19 protein-coding genes are annotated in these 19,584 nt (G+C 70.6%); 8 read left to right on the top strand and 11 right to left on the bottom strand.

The window, feature by feature from the left end:
- Nucleotides 1-12: 12 nt before the first annotated feature.
- Genes IPL89_01790 through IPL89_01780 form a run of 3 tightly spaced genes read right to left on the bottom strand, consistent with a single transcriptional unit; the run spans nt 13 to nt 3,068 of the window.
- On the bottom strand, nt 13-1,479 hold the full coding sequence (locus IPL89_01790) for a M20/M25/M40 family metallo-hydrolase (protein MBK9061924.1): 1,467 nt from the start codon (nt 1,477-1,479) through the stop codon (nt 13-15).
- A 28-nt stretch (nt 1,480-1,507) separates the two neighbouring features.
- Nucleotides 1,508-2,122, bottom strand: coding sequence for a uridine kinase (gene udk, locus IPL89_01785; protein MBK9061923.1), 615 nt, complete (start codon nt 2,120-2,122; stop codon nt 1,508-1,510).
- Nucleotides 2,123-2,126: 4 nt separating this feature from the next.
- Nucleotides 2,127-3,068, bottom strand: coding sequence for a tetratricopeptide repeat protein (locus IPL89_01780; GenBank protein MBK9061922.1), 942 nt, complete (start codon nt 3,066-3,068; stop codon nt 2,127-2,129).
- 121 nt (nt 3,069-3,189) lie between these two features.
- Here IPL89_01780 and IPL89_01775 point away from each other — a divergent pair, with 121 nt between their 5' ends.
- The gene (locus IPL89_01775; GenBank protein ID MBK9061921.1) at nt 3,190-3,792 is read left to right on the top strand and encodes a DUF4230 domain-containing protein; all 603 of its coding nucleotides are present in this window, start codon (nt 3,190-3,192) and stop codon (nt 3,790-3,792) included.
- 3 nt (nt 3,793-3,795) lie between these two features.
- Here the strand turns inward: IPL89_01775 and IPL89_01770 are convergent, their stop codons facing one another.
- Nucleotides 3,796-4,272, bottom strand: coding sequence for an NINE protein (locus IPL89_01770; GenBank protein ID MBK9061920.1), 477 nt, complete (start codon nt 4,270-4,272; stop codon nt 3,796-3,798).
- A 77-nt stretch (nt 4,273-4,349) separates the two neighbouring features.
- A complete protein-coding gene (locus tag IPL89_01765; GenBank protein ID MBK9061919.1) occupies nt 4,350-6,752 on the bottom strand; it encodes a carbohydrate-binding family V/XII in 2,403 nt (800 codons plus the stop codon).
- A gap of 101 nt (nt 6,753-6,853) precedes the next feature.
- Between IPL89_01765 and cysK the strand changes: the two genes are divergently transcribed.
- The 4 genes from cysK to IPL89_01745 are packed head-to-tail and all read left to right on the top strand — an operon-like array spanning nt 6,854 to nt 10,321.
- Complete coding sequence (gene cysK, locus IPL89_01760) at nt 6,854-7,798, top strand: cysteine synthase A (GenBank protein MBK9061918.1); 945 nt, start codon at nt 6,854-6,856, stop codon at nt 7,796-7,798.
- On the top strand, nt 7,779-9,407 hold the full coding sequence (locus IPL89_01755) for a radical SAM protein (GenBank protein MBK9061917.1): 1,629 nt from the start codon (nt 7,779-7,781) through the stop codon (nt 9,405-9,407). Before cysK ends, IPL89_01755 begins: the two co-directional genes overlap by 20 nt.
- A gap of 39 nt (nt 9,408-9,446) precedes the next feature.
- The gene (locus IPL89_01750) at nt 9,447-9,902 is read left to right on the top strand and encodes a hypothetical protein (protein ID MBK9061916.1); all 456 of its coding nucleotides are present in this window, start codon (nt 9,447-9,449) and stop codon (nt 9,900-9,902) included.
- The gene (locus IPL89_01745; GenBank protein ID MBK9061915.1) at nt 9,902-10,321 is read left to right on the top strand and encodes a DUF1801 domain-containing protein; all 420 of its coding nucleotides are present in this window, start codon (nt 9,902-9,904) and stop codon (nt 10,319-10,321) included. The genes IPL89_01750 and IPL89_01745 overlap by 1 nt, the downstream gene beginning before the upstream one ends.
- Here the strand turns inward: IPL89_01745 and IPL89_01740 are convergent.
- From IPL89_01740 to IPL89_01725, 4 genes are all read right to left on the bottom strand, one after another.
- Nucleotides 10,318-11,589, bottom strand: coding sequence for an amidohydrolase family protein (locus IPL89_01740; protein ID MBK9061914.1), 1,272 nt, complete (start codon nt 11,587-11,589; stop codon nt 10,318-10,320). The two genes, IPL89_01745 and IPL89_01740, sit on opposite strands and share 4 nt — an antisense overlap.
- A 116-nt stretch (nt 11,590-11,705) precedes the next feature.
- The gene (locus IPL89_01735) at nt 11,706-13,904 is read right to left on the bottom strand and encodes a protein kinase (GenBank protein ID MBK9061913.1); all 2,199 of its coding nucleotides are present in this window, start codon (nt 13,902-13,904) and stop codon (nt 11,706-11,708) included.
- A complete protein-coding gene (locus tag IPL89_01730) occupies nt 13,888-14,577 on the bottom strand; it encodes a hypothetical protein (protein MBK9061912.1) in 690 nt (229 codons plus the stop codon). Before IPL89_01730 ends, IPL89_01735 begins: the two co-directional genes overlap by 17 nt.
- A 12-nt stretch (nt 14,578-14,589) precedes the next feature.
- Nucleotides 14,590-15,870: a cysteine desulfurase gene (locus IPL89_01725; GenBank protein ID MBK9061911.1), complete on the bottom strand. Its 1,281-nt coding sequence runs from the start codon at nt 15,868-15,870 to the stop codon at nt 14,590-14,592.
- Here IPL89_01725 and IPL89_01720 point away from each other — a divergent pair.
- The 3 genes from IPL89_01720 to IPL89_01710 are packed head-to-tail and all read left to right on the top strand — an operon-like array spanning nt 15,821 to nt 16,913.
- Nucleotides 15,821-16,075 carry a hypothetical protein gene (locus tag IPL89_01720; protein ID MBK9061910.1) on the top strand — a complete coding sequence of 85 codons (255 nt, stop codon included), beginning with the start codon at nt 15,821-15,823 and terminating at the stop codon, nt 16,073-16,075. The two genes, IPL89_01725 and IPL89_01720, sit on opposite strands and share 50 nt — an antisense overlap.
- Before the next feature lie 59 nt (nt 16,076-16,134).
- Nucleotides 16,135-16,632 (top strand): hypothetical protein, encoded by a 498-nt coding sequence (locus IPL89_01715; protein MBK9061909.1) that lies wholly within the window; start codon nt 16,135-16,137, stop codon nt 16,630-16,632.
- Nucleotides 16,632-16,913, top strand: coding sequence for a hypothetical protein (locus tag IPL89_01710; GenBank protein MBK9061908.1), 282 nt, complete (start codon nt 16,632-16,634; stop codon nt 16,911-16,913). Before IPL89_01715 ends, IPL89_01710 begins: the two co-directional genes overlap by 1 nt.
- Nucleotides 16,914-16,916: 3 nt before the next feature.
- Here the strand turns inward: IPL89_01710 and IPL89_01705 are convergent, their stop codons facing one another.
- The gene (locus IPL89_01705) at nt 16,917-18,569 is read right to left on the bottom strand and encodes an FAD-dependent thymidylate synthase (GenBank protein ID MBK9061907.1); all 1,653 of its coding nucleotides are present in this window, start codon (nt 18,567-18,569) and stop codon (nt 16,917-16,919) included.
- Nucleotides 18,570-18,587: 18 nt separating this feature from the next.
- The gene (locus IPL89_01700; protein ID MBK9061906.1) at nt 18,588-19,568 is read right to left on the bottom strand and encodes a hypothetical protein; all 981 of its coding nucleotides are present in this window, start codon (nt 19,566-19,568) and stop codon (nt 18,588-18,590) included.
- Nucleotides 19,569-19,584: the final 16 nt, after the last annotated feature.

Below are 19,584 nucleotides of genomic sequence, written 5' to 3'. Positions count from 1 at the left end.
GCGCGATTGTAGTCACTTCGAGACGCCGCGCTTACCCGCGACCCAGTCGTCCCACTGCCCCATCGCCTTCATCTGCTCGTCGAGCTTCGTGTCCTTCAGGAGTTTGTCGACCTCGGCCTTCGACTGGCGCGGCGCGCGGGCGTCGGAGTTCGCGAGACCCCACACGAGCGCCGAGGCGATCGCGACGTTCGCGCGCGCCTCGCGCGCGTCCACCATGTCGAACGTGTCCGACTCGGCGTGGTAGTCGGGCAGGTACGGCGCCCAGTCCTGGTTCGCGACGAAGTTCGGGACGCCCGAGAGAAGAAAGTCGAAGTTGTCGGTCCCGTCCACGCCCTCGAGCGTGTGCGGCACGCCCACGAGGCCCGCGACGCCGGCGAGCGCCGCGTCGGCGGGCTTGCGAAGGTCCTCGCGCCCGTTCAGGTAGAAGTTCGTCGTGCGGCCCGAGCCGACGTCGAAGATCACGACCGCGGCGATGTTCCCCATCTCCTTCGCGTGCGCGCGCACGTACTCGGCCGAGCCCCACATGCCGAGCTCCTCGGCGTTGAACGCGACGAAACGGATCGTCCGCTTCGGCTTGAGCCCCAGCTCCCTGATCCCGCGCAGGACGTCCACGAGCAGCGCCACGTTCACGCCGTTGTCGTTCGCGCCCGTCCCGAGGTCCCACGAGTCGAGGTGCGCGCCGAGGAGGACGACCTCGTCCGGCTTCTCCGCCCCCTTGATCTCGGCGACGACGTTCTGCGATTCGTAGGCCGGCCCGGTCTTGTTCGCCACGTCGAGGCGCACGGTGACGTCGCCCGCCTCGGCGAGGCGCAGGAGACGCGCGGCGTGCTCGCGCGAGACCATCGCGGCCGGCAGCGGCGCCAGCTCGCGGCCGAGGCCGACCGGGTGGCGATAGAGGAGGCCGCGCGGCCGGGTGGACTGCAGGAGGACCGCGGCCGCGCCGGCCTTCTTCGCGGCGTCGAAGATCGCGCCGTTGCGCATGTACTCACCGAAGAGGTCGTCGGCCGTCTTCATCTCCTTCGACCGGACGACGGCGATCGCGCCCTTCGCCTTCGCGCCGAGGCGCGCGTAGTCCGCGTCGGTCCCCTCGCCGGCGTCCACCGCCTTCGCGGTGATCGCGCCGGGCGTGGAGGGCGCCGCGGGGCACGCGACGACGCGCAGAGAGACGCTCTCCGGAGAGACGATCGCGAGCTCCGCCGTGCCGGGCAGCCACAGGAAGGGCACCGGGAACGCCTCGTTCCGGACGGCGTCCGCGCCGGCCGCCTTGAATTTCGCGGCGGCCCACGCCACGGCGCGCGTGTTCGCGCGCGACCCGACGGGCCGGCCGCCGATCGTGTCGCAGAGCTCCCGCGTGTCGGAGATCAGCGGCGTATCCCCGACGGCGCGGCCGGCGAGGCGGGCGGCGGCGTCCGGGGAGGCGGCGAGGGCGGGAGCGGACAGGCCGACGGCGAGGAGGGACGCGGCGAGACGGTTTCTCATGCGCGCATTCTGCCCCGCCGGAGTCGCCTCAGGCGAGGATCGCGTTCAGGCGGGCGAAGAGGAACTCGAGGGCGACGGCGTTCTCTCCGCCCTCCGGGATGATGAGGTCCGCGTAGCGCTTCGAGGGCTCGACGAACTCGAGGTGCATCGGCCGCACCGTGTTCTCGTACTGCGAGACGACGCTGTCCACCGTGCGTCCGCGCTCGGCGATGTCGCGGCGGATGCGCCGGATGAGCCGCACGTCGGAGTCCGTGTCGACGAAGATCTTCACGTCGAAGAGCTTCCGGAGCTCGGGCTCGACGTAGATGAGGATGCCGTCCACGAGGATGACCTTGCGCGGCTCGACGCGCTTCGTTTCGGCCGCGCGGCGGTGGACCTTGAAATCGTAAACGGGCATCTCGACGACCATGCCCTGCTTGAGCGCCTTGAGGTGCCGCTCGAGCAGCTCGGTCTCGAGCGAGTCCGGGTGGTCGAAGTTCTTGCCGTCGAGGATGTCCTTCGGGAGGTCGACGAAGTCGCGATAGTAGGCGTCGTGGGAGAGAAACGCGATGCGCTCCTCCCCCACGCGGTTCACGATCGCGCGGGCGACGGTCGTCTTGCCCGAGCCGGTGCCGCCCGCGATCCCGATGACGAACGGCGTCACGCGGTCACTTGAACGCGTCGAGCATTTCCTTCGCGGCGGCCGCGTCGGCGCCCTTCGGCTCCAGCTTGAGGTACTCACCGAGATGCTTCTTCATGTCCGCGATCTTGTTGAGGTTCACGTCGCACATCCCGAGAAGGTAATGCGCCTTCGCGTGGTCGGGCTTGGCCTCCACGACCTTCGCGAGAAGCGGCTCGGCGTCCTTGAACTTGCCCTTGTTGTAGAGCTCGACCGCCTGGTTGTAGATGACGTCGGGCTGGTCGGGGTTCGCCGCGATGTACTTCTTCTCGTACTCGGCGAACTTCGCCTTGTCGCCCTTGTTGCGGTACGCCTCCATGAGCATGCCGATGAGCGGCGGGTTGTCGTTCTCGAGGGAAAGCGACTTCTCACCCATCGCGATCACGCCGTCCCAGTCCTTCTTCTTGAGCGCGATCTTCGCGGCGAGGTCGTAGCCGTTCGCCTTGTCGGGCCCGGCCTTCACGGCCTCCTGCGCCTTCGCCCACGCCACGTCGAGGTTGTCGGCCTGGTAGGCCTCGACCGAGGCGTTGTAGGCGGTCACGAAGGGATCGTCGACCGCCTTGACGACGCCCGTCTCGATCGCCTGCTGCTGCGTGAGGAGCTGGACGTCGAGCACCTGGGACTCGCCGATCGGGACCTTCTTGTCCTGCTCGACGCCGATGTACCCCTGCTTCTCGAACTTGTAGTGGTACGGAATCGTCGAGTCGTTGAGGATCGTCCCCCACTTGCCGTCCTTGTCGGTCTTCAGCTCGACCTTGAAGTTGGTGAGGGACTTCGTCGTGATCGTGATCTTGACGTCGGCGAGCGCGACGCCCTTGCCGTCCGTCGCCCTGCCCGTGATGCGACCCTGCTGCCCAGCGAGAGCGGCGCCCGCGGCGAGAAGCAGCGCGAGCGAAGCGCCCAGCGCGATGCGCGAGAGTTTCGTGGTCATGCGTCCTCCGAGTCCCGTCCGATTCTATCGCCCGGACGGCGGCACATCCGCCCAGGCCGGGCGACGTTTTCGGGCCACTTTCGCACCAAACCGGGCTGGACGGGACTAGTCTTCCTGCTTCATGCGCCGCCGCCTGATCCTCGGCCTCCTCGCCGCCCTCGCCGCGGCCGCCGTCCTCTTCGCCCTCGGCTTTTTTGCCGGGAAATCGGCCTCCCGCGGGCCGGGCGCCGCGCCCGTCGTGACCGCGGTGAAGAAAATCGCCCGTCTCGCAACCGTCCAGATGGAGATCTCGGACGTCCTCAGGGTCGAGGAGGTCCGGACGATCCTCGTCTTCGACGTGCCGAAGAACGCGACGCTGCGCCTGAGGGGCCGCGTCATGGGCGGTTTCGACCTCGACAAGGGCTTCGACGTCTCGGCCGACGAGACGCGCCGGATCGTGAAGGTTCGCCTCCCGGCCGCGCAGATCCTCTCCGTCGACGACCGGCTGGAATGGTTCGACGAGAAGTCGGGCTTCCTCAACCCGATCACGCCCGACGACCGCACGCGCTGGACGACGTGGGCGCGGGCCGCTCTCGCGAAGTCCGCGAAGGACGCCGGCCTCTTCGACGCCGCCGCGCGCCACGCGGCGGGCCTCTTCTCGGACGCGGCCGCTGCGTTCGGCTGGACGGCCGAGGTCACGGTCGCGGGCGCGGCCGTGAAGAGTGCGCCCGCGCCGAAGCCCTGAGCCCTACATTCTCTTGACGGGCAGCGCGCCGTTGACGTCGCGGAGCGTGTTCGTCGCGATCAGGATCACGTCGATCAGCCACCAGATCCCGCAGCCGCCGAGCGTGAACAGCTTCAGGAGGCCGAGACCGACCTGGCCGAGGTAGAAGCGGTCGACGCCGAACGTCCCGAGGAAGATCGAGAGCAGGAGTGCCACGAGCCAGTCGCGCTCGCCGGGCGCGAGCGGCGCCTGCTGCGCCGGATACGGCGGAGGCGCGACGGGAGGCGCGCCGGCCGCGGGCGTGGCCGACGGAGAGGCCGCCGGCACCGCGACGAGAAGGTCGCGGAATTCCTCACGCGTGGAAAGCGGCGCCCAGGACGCCTCGCCCGATTTGAACGAAAGGCTCGGCGCGCCGACGCGGCCTTCGGCGATCCAGGCGCGCAGAGTCGCCTCATCGACCGGACCGTACTGACTGCCATTGGCCCCGATGACGTAGTACATCGCAGCTCCTCAACCTCTAGAAACGGATTCCGGAGCCGAAGGTTCTCTCCGGGGCCGGTGCATGCTAACCCTCTGGCTCAGTTCTTCTTCCTGTCGCCTCCGCTCCTGCGCTCGCCGGACGGCGGGGACGCCGGACGGGCCTGGGGAGCCGCCTGCGGAGCCGGGCGCGCCTGCGGGGCCGCCTGGGGTGCCGGGCGGGACACACTCTGCTGGCGGGTGCTGGAGTCCCTGCTGCGTTCGCGCACCCGTTCGTCTCCGCGCTGGCGCGCCGAGAAATCGCGGTCCAGCTCGGGGCGCGGCGCGGGCCGCGACACGTTCGGCGAGGGCCTCGTGGTCACCGAGGGTTGCCCGACGTTCGGCGGACGCGTTGCGGGTCCCGCGCCGCCCGGCTTCGCCGTCGCACCGCCGTCGCTCGGCTTCCAGCGTCCGGACTCACGCTGCTGCCACTGCCCTTCCTTCGTGCGGCGGTAGACCTCGCCGTTCCGGTCGGCGTAAACGTTGTTGGGCCTCGACCCCGACGGCCTCGGACGGTCGATCGTCGACGGCGGCCGCGGGACGTCGCGCGACTTCGCCGGAAGGCGGTTGTAGATGTTGGACTGCGCGGGCGGACGGATGTCGCGCGACGGCGGACGGAATCCGATGCCGGGGCGCACGCCGGGGAGGGGGCGCACCGCGGGGCGCACCGCGCCAGGCCGCGCGTTCGGGAGCGGCCGGTTCCACGAGCCGCCGCCGTGGCCGCCCCAGTAGTGGCCCGCGATGACCGCGGGCGGGCGATAGCCGCCGGGCCCGTACCAGCCCCAGCCACCGGGCCGGTGCCAGCCGCCGCCCCAGCCCCCATAGGGCGCCCGGTGCCAGCCGCGCGGCTGGAACCAGCCGCCCCAGCCGAAGCTCACGCTGAAGAACGGGTAGCTCCACGAAGTGCCGAAGCCCCAGCCCGTCCACGGGTTGTAGTGCGCGGACAGGCCCCACGTGTAGGGGCGCGGCCACCAGTACGTCGGCCCGACCCACGGCCGGTAGTACCAGCCCGTGCCCCAGACGACGGTGCCGTGCCACGGGTAGACGCCCGTGTAGCCGGGCGTGTAGCCGAACGTGACGACGTCCTCCGTCGCGTCGTAGATGCGGACGTACTTCACGTTGTAGACGGGCGCGCTCGGCGGGATCGCGTCGATGTCGCCTTCAGGCACGGAATCCGCGACGCTCCACGGGCCGTCCGGCGAATCGGAGACGAACCACACCGCGTTCTCGCACGCGTAGTAACGACCTCGGATCTGGAGGACCGACGTCGACGCGTTCGCGGCGTAGGACGTCGCCGAGCCGTCGATCCCGATGAACTTCGGCTCGCCGTCCCACTGGACCTGGAGCGTCGCCTCGGCGCGCTTCACCGCGGTCGTCTGCGGGATCTGGGCGTCGAGAACGGCGTCCTCGGCCTCGTCCGTGCCCGCGACCGCTCCGCGCACGTCGCCCGAATCGGATTCCGGCGGGATCTTCGCGAAGCTGTCGGGGAGCGCGTCGGGCGCGACGTACGTCCACGCGCCGCCCGGCGTGAGGCTCTTGCCCTTGAACCAGCGGCCCGAGAGCAGGACGTAATAGTCCTGCTTCGGGACGTCGAGGAGGACGTCGCCCTCGGTGTTGTCCACCGCGAGAAGGTTGCCGTCCGTGCCCGAGATCGGTTTGAAGGCCGGCTTGCCTTCCGTGACGACGATCTCGGTGGCCTCGGTCGCGACGACCACTCGCGGCGGGGCCGCGCTCTCCGTGCCGTCCTCGCCGGCCGCATCGGCGGCTTCCTTCTTCTGTTCGGACTGGGCCTTCGCGGCGAACTCCGCGATGTCGGCCGGCGGGCCGCCGACGGTGCGCCAGGGGCCGAGCGGGCTCGCGGCCTCGTACCACCACTTCTTTCCGCCGGAGAGGTAGTACCGCCCGCTGCGCGTGTCGTTCACGACGAGGAGAGACGTGTTCACGGCGACCTTCACGGGCGCGCCCTCGACCTCGCGGAATACGGGCTCGCCGTCGAACGACAGGAGGACGGACGGCTCCTCGGCGAAGACGATCTTCGGCGGGTCGTGCTTGAGGCCCTCGGCGCTCTTCTTCTCGCGCTGGGCGACCTTCACGTTCTCGAGGAGGCGGTCGTAGGAGAAGACGAGGTCCCACTTCGGCACCTCGGCCTCGAGGTTGTCCGTGAATTTCTTTTCGCCCTCCGGCGTGATCGAGGGGAAGCGCACGCGGTTCACCTTCATGTCCAGGACGGACACGAGGCGGGTGTCGCGGTCCACGGTGACGCGGGCGCTGAAGAAGATGACGCCGAACTTCGGCGCCGCCTCGCCCTTCTTCAGGAAGGACACGGCCGCGCGGCCGGTCGCACGGTCGCCCTGGAAGGTCTCGGCCTGCGGCTGGTACATGACGATCGTGTTGCCCTTCGGCGTCTTGAACTCGCGCGGCCACTCGGAGACGCCGCCCTGCGCGAGGGCCGGCGATGCGAGCACGAACGCCGCGAGGGCGACACGGACGATGAAAGTTGAGATTGAGACTCTAGATTTCATGTCACGCTCCCGTCCTTATCATGCTCCACCGGAGGAGAACCGACGTGATTCACGACAGCATCCTCGGCACCATCGGCAACACCCCCGTCGTTCGCGTCAACCGCCTCGCGCCGGCCGGCCGCACGATCTACGTGAAGTGCGAAGCCTTCAACCCCCTCGGCTCCGTCAAGGACCGGCTCGCGATCGCGCTCATCGAGGACGCGGAGCGCCGCGGGGTCCTCAAGCCGGGCCAGACCGTCGTCGAGCCGACGTCGGGCAACACCGGGATCGGCCTTGCGATGGTCTGCGCCGTGAAGGGCTACCCGTTCGTCGCGATCATGGCCGATTCGTTCTCCGTCGAGCGCCGCAAGCTCATGAAGGGCCTCGGGGCGAAGGTGATCCTCAGCCCGGCCGCGAACCGCGCGTCGGGGATGGTGAAGCAGGCCCGGGAGCTCGCCGCCCGGCACGGCTGGTACATGCCGGACCAGTTCGAGAACCCCGCGAACCCCGAGTACCACCGGAAGACGACGGGACCCGAGATCCTGCGCGACTTCGAAGGGAAGCGCCTCGACTACTTCGTCTCCGGCATCGGAACGGGCGGGACGCTCACGGGGGTCGGAGAGGTTCTCAAGGCCGCGCGGCCCGACGTGAAGATCGTCTACACGGAGCCCGAGGGCGCCCCGATCGTCACGAAGGGAACGTGGGCCCCGCACAAGGTCCAGGGCTGGAACGCCGACTTCGTCCCGGGCGTCTTCAACCGGAAGGTCTACGACGAGGCCGTCCTCGTGAGCGACACCGAGTCGCGCGACGCGGCGCGCGCCCTCGCGCACAAGGAAGGCATCTTCTGCGGCATCTCGTCGGGGGGGACGTTCGCGGCGGCCGTCAAGGTCGCCGAGAAGGCGCCGGAGGGCTCCGTCCTCCTCGCGATGCTCCCGGACACCGGGGAGAGGTACCTCTCGACCATACTGTTCGAGGGGATCACGGAGGACAGTGACCCAATCCCGGCCTGACCGACGCCGCACGCTGCTCGCCGCCGAACGCTCGACGGAGAGCCTGTCCCGCCACGGGCGGACGCGCGTCGCGCTCGGCTTCCCGAACTCGTACGAGATCGGGATGTCGAACCTCGGCTTCCAGTGGGTCTATCGCCTCTTCAACCGCGAGGACGACGTCGCGTGCGACCGCTTCTTCGTGGAGGACGACGGCGACCTCCGCGGCCCGCGCACGCTCGAAACGGACACGCCACTGGGCGACTTTCCGCTCGTGGCGTTCTCGATCTCGTGGGAGATGGACTACGTCAACTTCCTGCGGCTCCTGCCGGCGGCGCGCATCCCCCTCGAGCGTGCTGAGCGCGGCGAAGGCGACCCGATCGTCCTCGTCGGCGGCGACTGCGCGCGCATCAACCCCGCGCCTCTCGCCCTCTGGGTGGACGTCTTCGCGATGGGCGACGGCGAGAAGATCGTCCCGGCGATCGCGGACATTCTCCGGCGGGACCTCTCGCGCGACGCGACGATCGCGGCGCTCGCGGACGTCAAGGGGCTCTACGTCCCCGCGGTCCACGGCGCGCGCGCCGAGTCCGCCGACGAGGGAAAGATCGTCGTCCAGCAGTTCAAGGCCGCCGAGGGCCCGCTGCGCGAGCCGCCGCACACGACGATCCTGACGCCGCACACGGAGCTCTCCGACAAGCTTCTGATCGAGATCGCACGCGGCTGCTCGGAGATGTGCCGCTTCTGCTGGGCCGCGTACGCCATGGCCCCGCAGGTGCGCGTCTCGGCCGAGCACGTCCTCGAAGTGGCGCGACGAAACCGCCCGCTCACGTCCCGCGTCGGCCTCATCGCGACGGCCGTCGCGGACCACCCGGAGATCCTCCCGATCCTGCGCGGCCTCCAGGCGCTCGAGTACCACATCGCACTGTCGTCCGTGAAGATCGACGCGATCTCGGAGGAAATCCTAGGGATCCTGACGGCGCAGGGCGAGCGCGCGCTCGCCATCGCGCCCGAGGCGGGCAACGAGCGCCTCCGCCGCGCGATCAACAAGAAGGTCTCCGACGAGATGCTGCTCGAGAAGGTGCGCCTCATCGCGCGCTCGGGCATCACGCAGCTGAAGCTCTACCTGCAGGTCGGGCTGCCCGGCGAGACGGACGCGGACGTCGACGACATCGTCGGCCTCGTGGACCGCCTGCGCGAGGTCTTCCTCGCGGAGGGCCGCGTGCGCGGACGCGTCGGGACGCTCGTCCCGACGGTGAACGCGTTCATCCCGAAGCCGCACACGCCGTTCGAGAACGAGAGCCTCGACGACCCGGCCGCGCTCGAGGAAAAGATGAAGCGCCTCGACGCCGCATTCCGGAAGATGCCGAACGTGTCGTTCCGCGGGATGCCCGTCGTCGAGGCGATCTGGGAGGCGTGGCTCGCGAAGATGGGCCCCGAAGCCACGCCGATCCTCCTCGAGGCCGCCGCCGGCGCGCCCGTGCGCCGCCTCGTGAAGAACCACAAGGAGACGCTTCTTTCGGTCGTGCGCCCGCAGCGCGCGACGATGTCCGAGAACGATCCCGCGCTCCCCCGCGGCGTCTTCGACGCGCACGCGCGCCAGAACGCGCCCTGGGGTTTCATCGCGAAGAGCTGAGGACAGAAGAGGGGGATTTCTTAGAGTATGAAAATTCGGATGCTCGTCCTATGCGCGGTGGTCAATGCCCTTCCAGCCGCGGCGGAGGGACCGGCCGCCCGCCTGGAACAGCTCGCGTTCATGGCCGGGAGCTGGAGTGCGCCGTCCGGCGGAGCCGAGGTCGAGGAGGTCTGGCTCGCCCCGAAGGGCGGGCTCATGCTCGGTCTCGGGCGCACCGTGAAGGACGGCAAGGCGATTGAATTCGAATTCCTGCGCATCGAGCAGCAGGGCGAGACGCTCGTCTACCTTGCAAGCCCGGGCGGCAAGCCTGCGACGCCGTTTCCGCTCGCCGCGATCGACGCGACGAGCGCCGCCTTCGAGAGCGCGCTCGAGTTTCCGCGGCGCATCTCCTATCGGAAGAACCCGGACGGCACGCTCACCGCGCGCATCGAGGGCACGAGAGGCGGCAAACCTGCCGCGCGGGAATGGATCTGGAAACCCGTGGTGGCGAAGTAATGGCGGAGAACAAGACGAAACCGACGAAGGTGAGCGTCGCGGCGTTCATCGGAACTGTTGAGGACGAAACGCGGCGCGCCGACGCGCGGGCGCTCGTCAGGCTGATGCAGGCGGTCAGCGGCGAAAGGCCGAAGATGTGGGGGCCGTCGATCGTCGGGTTCGGCAGCTGCCACTACGTCTACGAAAGCGGGCGCGAGGGCGACATGCCGCTCGTCGGCTTCTCGCCGCGCAAGGCCGCGACCGTCCTCTACGTCGCGAGGGGGTTTCGCGGCTCCGAGTCCCTCTTCCCCCGTCTGGGCACGCACAGGAAGAGCGTCTCCTGCCTCTACGTCAAGAGGCTCGCAGACCTGGACCATGAGGTGCTCGAGAAGATTCTGGTCAAGTCCGTGGCCGCGATGCGGGCGAAGTACCCTTCTTAGCCGTGAGGAGGCGCCGCCGCGGGTGCGGCGCCGTCGACCCCGCGCAGGACGAGCCCCTCCTTCATCCGCGTCCGGATCTTCTTGAGCGCCGCGAAGTCCTCGAGCGGGTTCGCCTCCAGCGCGAGAAAGCTCGCCTCGCAACCTTCGGAAAGGCAGCCGATCTTCCGCTTCGGGAACACGGCCCTCGGGCCGTCGGACGCCAGCATCCTCAGGAGAGCCGCGTCGTCGAAGACGCCCATCCGCCTGACGTTCTCGACCTCGGCGAGGAGGGGCGGATGCCCGTCCACGCCGAAGACGACGGTCACGCCGGCCGCTTTCAGGAGGGCGAGATTCTCGCGGTGGATCGCGTCGACGTCCGCGATCCCCTCGCGGTCCCAGTGGCCGAGCGTCGTCGTGACGACGGTGACCTTGCGTTCGACGCAGCGGCGTGCGTCCTCGGCGGTGAGGCGCGCGAGCGGCAGGTGCGCGAACTCGTCGACGCCGCCCGCGAGCGCTGCGCGGAAGTCCGCCGCGGTGCGCGCGTGGGCGGTCACGCGCAGGCCGGCGGCGTGCGCCTTCGCGACGATTGCCGGGACGAGCGCCGGGTCGAGGCCCTTCCTCCCGAAGAACGCCGGGTCGTCCTTCCGCTTCGCGAATTCCTCGGAGTGTTCGAGGTAGATTTTGAGGAAGTCCGGCTTCCCCGCGAGGATCTTCGGCCATTTCGCGTCGAGGGCCGCCGCATCGTCGACGACGACGTACGCCTGGTCGGGCAGATCGGCCTTCGTCCAGTCCGGAACGGGCGGGCGCGCGACGACGTTCTCGTAGATCTGTATCGGGTGGCCGCCCGCCGCCGTGAGCCCGCCGTTCGCCCACGCGACGTCGACGCTCTCGGGCCGGTTCACGAGAGGCTTGAACGGCGCCGCCCAGCGCGGGACGCTGTTCGTGTTCTTCAGGTAGAAGACACCCTGCCTCAGGCGCTCCTTGATGCGGCCCTCGGCGTCGGATCCGCCGCCGAGGTCGTGCGTGTGGACGTCCGCGTATGGAGCGACGACGAACGTCCCGGAAAGGTCCAGCGTCGCCTCGACGGGCCCGTCCCACGCGTCGCGCAGGACGCCGCCGACGGAGTAGACAGTTCTCTCGACGAACGTCTTGCCGTCGAACCACTTCCCGCCGGCGAGCCTGTAGTCGTGCCGGACGCCGTTGTGGGAGAGAGAAATCGAAGAAAAGAGAAAGAGGCTCAGAAGGGTGAAGAGCGCCGGGCGGCGGGCGAAACGAGTCGAGGCAGGCATGCGTGGTTCCTCCGCGCGGGAGACGCGCGCCGGCCGCAGCGGGTTTCTCTCGGTGCCGAAAACGGGGACGAACGGCCCTTCCGGGGGGACGAGAGCGCCCGCCGTCCTTCGCCGCGCTACTCGCCGAGCCGGAGCAGCGCGTCCGCGAGGTCGGACGCCGAGGGCGGGCGCTTCTCCGGGCTCTTCGCGAGGCACGCGGCGACGAGGCGCTCGAGGAGAGCCGGGAGGTCGGGCCTCAGCGAGGTGAGCGGGGCCGGCTCGACCGAGAGGTGGCGGCGCATGACCTCGACCGGCGTCGCGCCTCCGATCGGCCGCGTGCCCGTGAACATCTCGTAGAGGACGACGCCGACGGCGTAGATGTCGCTGCGCTCGTCCACGGTCTCGCCGCGCGCCTGCTCCGGGCTCATGTAGTACGGCGTCCCGACCGTGGAGCCGTCGCCGGGGTCGTCGCCGCCCGCGGCGCGCGCGATGCCGAAGTCCATGAGCTTCACGACGCCGTTCGGCAGGACCATGATGTTCGGGGGCTTGATGTCGCGGTGGACGATGCCGGCCTCGTGCACGGCCGCGAGGCCGCGGCAGAGCTGCTTGGCGATCTGGAGGCCCGGCGCGAGCGCGACGACGCCGCGGCGGTCGAGAATGTCGCGCAGCGTCGTCCCCGGCACGTACTCCATCGTGAGGAAGCGGACGCCCTCGGCCTCGCCGAGGTCGTGCGTGCGGACGACGTTGCGGTGCGTGATCTTCCGCGCGAGCCGGATCTCCTGCTTGAGCGTCTGGGTCGCGCCCGAGCCCTCGTCGAACGCGTCCGGAAGGAGGACCTTGAGGGCGACCTCGTCGTCGAGCTCGCGGTCGATCGCACGGTAGACGGTGCCCATCCCGCCCTTTCCAAGGAGGGCCGTCACCTCGTACCGCGACGCGAAGAGCGTCCCGACGCGCGGGCCCGCGAACGCCCGCGCCGCGGCATCGGGCGCCGGCACGCGCGCCGCGAGCGTTTCGCCGCGCGTCGCGTCGCGATCCCGGCGGATTCCCGCGACCATCTGCTCGAGCGCGGCCTTTTCCTTGAGCTCGCCCACCATCGCCGAGAACGCGCGAGCGAGCGCGCCCACCTCGCCGCCGCCCGCCTCCGGGAGCTTCACGTCGAGGTTCCCCTCGCGGATCGCCGCGGCGCCGTCCGCGAGCTCCTCGAGAGGGCGCGCGATGCGCCGGCCCATGACGAAGGACACGGGCAGCGCGACGAGCAGCGCGAGGGCGCCCACCCCGAGGAGCGTGTCGCGGATCCTCCGGAAGGCGGCGGTCTCTTCCTCGCGCGAGCGCGAGACGACGAACGCGCCGAGCGTCTCGCCCGACGCGCTCTTGAGAGGGACGGCCCCGAGGATGCGCCGCTCGCCCGCGAGGACGACGTCGATCGGGCCGACGGGCCGGCCCTGCGCGAAAAGCGTGTCCACGGCCGCCGGTTGCGCCGCGAGCGCCGGCACGAGCGCGTCGCCGCGGAAGCCCTCCGTGGACGCCGACAGCTCGAGGGCCGGCCCCTCGCCGCGCTTGCCGACGTTCGCGACGAACCCGGCCTGCCCCTTCGTGATGCCCTGCAGCGCCTTCGCGCGCGCCGCGTCGAGCGGGACGGCGGCCGCGAGCACCCCCGCGAGCCGTCCCTCGCCGACGGATGCGTCGCCCGAGAGGACGGGAACCGACGCGACGTACGAGAGCTTCGCCTTCTCGCGGATGACCGCGGTGGACGGCATGCCCTTGAGCGCGTCGGCGACCCACTTCACCGACGCGAAGGAACGGCGGTTTTCCTCGGTGACCTCCTGGTCGCTTCGGTCGAGGAGGACGCCACGCTCGTCGAAGAGAAAGACCGCCCCCGCGTCGAGTTTTCCCCGCTGCGCCTTGTCGACCGTCCAGTCGTGGAGCGTCCTCTGGTCGCGTAGTGCGAAGAGGCCCTTCGTCCCCGGCTCGTCCGCCACGCTCGTGAGCTGGCGCCGGAGGCTCTCCTCGAGGCTGATCTGATACGACCCGACGACGCCGGGCAGGTCGCGGAGGCTCTCTCGGATGCTCTTCTCGGCGGCCTCGTTCGCGCGCCACGTCCCGACGGCGATGGCGGCGCCGAGCGTCGCGACGACGAGGACGGCGGCGCCGGCGAAGAACTGTGTCGCGAGGCCCGGCCCGCGCGCGGGCTTGCCGGCCGGAGCGGGCTTCGCCGGCGCGACGAACGTCGACTCCTCCGCCGCGCGGATCGCGCGCGGCGCTTCGCCCTCGGCAAGCGTGGCGCGCGTCACCTCCCCGGAGGCTGCGCGGCGCGTGTCGTCAGTACCGGTTGCCATCGTCGTCGGGAGGAGGGTAGTCCTTCCCGTACTTGTTCTTGTGGCCGGCCTCGCGCCACCCCGAGCCGTCGAGGGAGACCGCGAGCGGGACCGTTCCAGTCGCGGGCACGTCCACGACCGCCGTGAAGTCGCCGCCCCTCTCGTCCCACGCGCGGACCGTCGCCTTCCCCGCCGGCACGCCCGCGAGAACGGCCGTCCCGTCCGCTCCCGCCTGCGCCCACATTCCGCCGTCGATCACGAGGAGGACGGCCGCCATCTGGGGATGGATGTTGCAGTAGATCTTCACGGGCCCGGGGTTCTCGAACGTCATCGCCCGCGAGGCGCCGTTGCGGTAGAGGCCGAGGTCGAAGCGGGCCTTCTCGGAGAGACTGAAGACGTTGTGGTAAATCCCGTCGAGGTTCGGAAACTGGACGGTGCCGCCGGCCGGCACGACCGCGACGTGCGGGTCGAAGCGCTTGCTCTTCGAGGCGATCCTCGCCTTCGCCGACCCTGCCGCTAGTTTCGCGGCCGCGGCATCCACGACCCAGACGACGGCGCCCGCGCCCGGCGCGGTCGTTTTGTCCGGAGTCAGGACCGACACGGTCAGCCGGATGTCCCCGCCGGCTGCGGGGCCGGCGAGAAGGGCGCACGCGATCGCGAGGCCGGGAGCGGAGAGACGGCGGAGGCGCCCCACGCGCGGACGATACTAGAGGGCCGAGGTCCCCCGCGCGTCGCGCACGCGCCGCACCGCCGCGGCGACGGCGGACGCGGCCCAGTCGACTTCCTCCTCCGTCGTGAACCGCCCGAGGCCGAAGCGGATCGACTCGTGCGCTTCTTCCTTCGTGAGGCCGATCCCGCGGAGGACGTGGCTTGCCTCGACGGACGCCAACGTGCAGGCCGAGCCCGCGGACAGCGCGAGGTCGCGCGTCTCCATCATCACGGTGTCCGACGGCGCGCCCGGGAAGCGCACGTTGAGATTGCCGGGCAGGCACGCCGCGGGGTCGCCGTTGCGCGAGGCGCCGGGCACGCCCGCGCGGAGCCGCTCCCACAGCCGGTCGCGCAGCGCCGCGACGCGCGCGGCTTCGGCGGCGCCTTCGGCCTTCGCGATCGCCGCGGCCGCGCCGAAGCCCACGATGCCCGGGACATCGAGCGTGCCCGGCCTCATCCCGCGCTCGTGTCCGCCGCCGAAGAGCAGCGGGTCGAGCACGACGCGGGGGTTCGAGGCCCGCACGAAGAGCGCGCCCACGCCCTTCGGCCCGCAGAGCTTGTGGGCCGAGAGGGAAAGGAGATCGATGCCGGAGGCGTGGACGTCGAGAGGAACCCGGCCCGCGGCCTGGACGGCGTCCGTGTGGAAGAGGACGCCCCGCTCCTTGCAGAGGCCCGCGATCTCCGCGACGGGATTGAGCGTCCCGATCTCGTTGTTCGCCGCCATGACGGTCACGAGGGTCGTCTCCGGGGAGAGCGCCCACGCGACGGCGGCGGCACTCGTGCGGCCGAGCCGGTCCGGGGCGACGCGCGTGACGCGGAATCCCTCCGTTTCGAGGCGCGCGCAGGGGTCGAGGACGGCGCGGTGCTCGATCGCCGAGACGACGACGTGCGTCCCCCGCGCGCGCCGCGCCCGCGCGGCGCCGAGAACCGCGAGGTTGTCCGCCTCGGTCGCGCCGGAGGTGAAGACGATCTCCTTCGCGTTCGCGCCGACGAGGTCCGCGACCTCCTCGCGCGCCTTCTCGACGGCGGACGCGGCGCGCATCCCGAACACGTGGCTCCGGGACGCCGCATTTCCGAAGTTCTCCGTGAAGTACGGGCGCATCGCCTCGAAGACGCGCGGGTCGACCGGCGTCGTCGCGTGATAATCGAGGTACACGGGAAGCCGCGGCGCCACGGGGGTACTGTAGGCTTCGGAAACGGCCCGCTCAAGGCGGCGCCAGGAGGCGAGCGTGACACCCTGGCCCCGGGACACGAGCCGAGATGCCTTCGAACGCCGCATCGAGGCCCTCCGCGCGCTCGGTCCCTCCGGCCGTTTTTCGGCCGGCCTCGCGCTCTGCGACGAGGTGCGAGAGGGGCTGGCCGCGACGATCCGGGCGCGCCGGCCCGGCGATTCCGATGACGCCGTCAGCCGTGAGGTTGCGCGCCTCCTCCTCGGCGACGCCCTCTTCGAACAGGTGTTTCGGCGCTCCGCCCCGGCGCCATGAGCTTCGCCTCGTTTCTCCAAAGTGTCGTTTCGCAACTCGACGCTGCCGGAATTCCCTACATGGCAACGGGAGGCGTCGCGCTCCTCGCGTACGGAGAGCCGCGCTTCACGGCTGACGCGGACATCGTCATCGCCCCCAGCCCCCCGACTCTCGAGACGTTTCTCGCGAAACTCGACCGCAACTGGTACGCGTCCCGCGAGGCTGCAGGTGAAGCGCTCGCCCGGACCGGGATGTTCAACGTCGTCGAGACGACCACCGGATGGAAGGCCGACCTCATCGTGGCTCCGACAGACGAGTTCGCGTCGCTCGCCTTCTCGCGGAGACGCGTCATCTCCGCGCTCGGCGTGTCGCTGTTCGGAATCTCTCCGGAGGACCTGATCGTCTCGAAACTGCGCTGGGCGGCCGCGGGCGACTCCGAGAAGCAACTCAGGGACGCAGCCGGAATTCTCGCAGTCCAGCGAGGGGCCCTCGATGAGGAATACCTTCGGCGAGCGGCCTCCTCGGCCGGCGTCCGCGATTCCGTCGAGGAGCTCCTGCGCGAGTCGAGAAGCTCCTGATGCGTCACGTCCTCGTCGCGACCAGCGAGCGCCACGACCTCCTCGACGCGCTGCGCGCGCTCGCGCCGCCGTCGACGACGTTCCTGGGCGAGCAGGGACTCGAGAACGTCCTCGAGCGCCTCGGCCGCTCCGCGCGGCTCGACGCCGTCGTGACGGACGACCCGGAGATGGTCACGGAGATCTTCCACGAGATTCCCGGGGCGATCCCCGTCTACCTCGCGCGGCCCGACGAGGACGCCGCCCAGGTGCTCGCGGGCCTGGACACGCTGACGGCGGGCTGACGCCTACGCCGTCTGCGCCCGCTTGTACTCCGTCCGCATCTCGGACTGGAGGCGGCCGAGGCGGTAGGTGTCGCGGTTCACGAACCTTCCCCACGGGGCGAGCGCGGGGTGGGCCGCCTCGATCTGCTTCCACATCTCCTGCACGAGGAGCCGGTAGTCGGGGTGGCCCTGCGGCATCGAGCGCAGCTCGCAGAGATGGACCGCCTCGCGCAGGTTGAGCGTCATGCGCCAGCGCACCCTGAACGCGAAAGGCACGACGTACTGGGCTTCGCGCGGGTGCTCGCGGGCGACGGCCTCGTGGAGCTCGTGCGCCTCTTCCATCCGCGCGCGGAACTCCGGCTCGCAGCCGGACTCGACGATCTCGGGCGGCGTGTCCCAGCCGTGCGCCGTCGTGAACGGCTGACGCTCCTGCGAGAGGAGGCGGTGACGGTGGAGGTCGCGGTACATGCCGAAGTTCCCGACGAGGTCGAACGCGTACGCCGTCTCCTCGAGCGCACGCGGCGGCTTGTCGCGGCGATTGCGCCGAGCCCCCGCGAGCTCGGCGTGAAGTGCGGCCCGCTCGGCCGCCGGCAGCGCGGCGATCCGCTCGCGCGCCTCGGCGAGCGGCCGGTCGCCGTAGGGATAGAGAAGCGCCGCGAGGACCTTCGCATCTCCCTTGGGATCGAAGTCGAGGAGCGTGACAGGGCCCGCGGGACCGGCGCCGGGCGGCAGGATCCGCGCGGCGGCGGCGCGCGTGCGCGCGTCCAGATCAGCCAGCCAGTCGCTCCTCTTCGCGCGTTTCACGAACGACGGGATCAGGCGCTGGAGCTCGCCGTGCATCGCGGCGCCGAGCGCCGCGCACTCGCCGAGCGGACTCGCGTAGAGGCGGTTCAACAGGTGCTCGAACGCCTGGCCCGTCGCGAAGACGCCGAGGTTCGTGAGCGTGGCGCCGGGCAGATAGCTCCGCATGACGTCGCACGCGTGCGCGCGCACGGTCGCGCCGTACGCCCGCCGCGCCGCCTTCAGGAGGTCCTCGTCCTTCGCGACGTCCTTCCAGGCGAGCGGCTCGCCCGTCTTCGGGTGGCGGACGTCGACGGATTCGATCGGGAGGATCTCCTCGATGTGCCGGATCATCGGATCGATCTGCGCGGCGTACGTCTCGAAGAGACGGTCCATGAGGGCCGCGAACGCGGCGCCGTGGCGCGAGGCGAGAAGCGTCTCCTCGCGGTGCCACAGGAAGTTCCCCGCCGCGTCCCGCTGGTCGAAGCGGACGTAGCGCGTGGATTTCTCGAGGAACGAGATCCCGACGCGCGCGTCCTCGAGCGTCTGCGCCGCGACGTTCGAGGCGCGCTCGACCGCGACGTGCGCCGCGCCCAGCTGCGCGACGGAGTCGTCGCCATAGCCCACGAGGACGCGGTCGTAGAACGCGCGCGCGCGGCGCAGGGACTCGCCGTCGTCCGCGGCCGCCCCGCCTCCGAGGAGGCCGTCGGCAAGGCCCTGTTCGCCGACGAACTCGTCGAGGAACACACGCCGCAGGCTCTTGGCGGTCCGGCTGTAACGCGAGAAGAGAGCGCCGGAGACTTCCTGCGGGAGCTTGAGGCCGAAGACGGGCGCGTCGACGTTCGTGAAGAAGCGCTGCAGGACGTCCGCTTCGTCCCGCGTGAACTCCGGCGTCATGTTCCCGCGATCTTAGCGTCAGTCGGCCGTGACCCGGATCGCCGTGATGGGGCTGAGCGGGATGCCTTCGAGGGTTCCTGGCGCCGCGTAAACGAGGATCCAGTAGCTCCCGGGCCCGGAGACGAGCGCGACGTTGGCCCGAACGAGCCCGTTCCCGACGGCGATCACGCCGGTGGATCCGTCCTTGTAGACGAACGGCGATGCCAGACGCGGAAGGAGCTTCTGCGAGGTGGCCGGGAACGCGTAGGAGGAGCGGGCGCGGATCTCCTTCGCCGTGAGCGGCCGTGGAAACTTCTCGTGAGCGATCTCGACTGCCGCGAGGTTCCACCCCTTCGGGAGCTGGATGTTGACGGGCACCGTCCGCCCCGCCGGCATGCGGCCGGCCGGAAGCTCGACCCAATCGACGACGTGGCGCGTGAACTCCTCCGTCATCCGGAACTCGCCGCCTTCCAGGGCGACTCCGATCCCGACGTGCGTCCACTTCGGGTCGAGGATCGTCTTGCGGTGGCCGTCGTCCGGCGGTCTCTCCTGCATCATCCCTTTGTGCGCGCCGAGGAGGAGGCCCACGAGCTCGTCCCTGCGAAACACCTCCCCCCGGCGCGACGTGCCGCTGAAGTTCTCCGCGTTCCAGTCCACGCCGCCGGCGTCGGCGAAGCGGTCGTACGGCGCGCGGCCCGCGAGGTCCCAGTGGCCCATGACGCCCGTCCGCGCCGCGTCGAGGCAGAACGCGTCGCCCGCCTTCGCCGCGACGAGGTCGACGGCGACATGCGGGACGCCCGCGGCCGCGCGGTCGGCGTTGATCCGGGCGAGGAGAGCGGCTTTCGCGTCGTCCGCGTGGCCGGCGTAAGCCGCCGCCGCGCGGTCCGGGCCGAAGCGCGCCATCGGGACGGGGCCTTCCGCCGGCGGCCGGGACACGCAGCCCGCCGCGAGGCCCGCGAGCAGCGCGGCAGCACGCGAAAGAGACGCGGCTGCGTTCCGGAGCGGATGAGGAACTCTCACCGTAGAATCCTACCCG

This window comes from Acidobacteriota bacterium (genome assembly GCA_016716715.1).
Lineage (GTDB): Bacteria > Acidobacteriota > Thermoanaerobaculia > UBA5066 > UBA5066 > Fen-183.
Note: the sequence above shows the minus strand (reverse complement) of the source record. Positions and strands in the feature narration are given on the sequence as shown.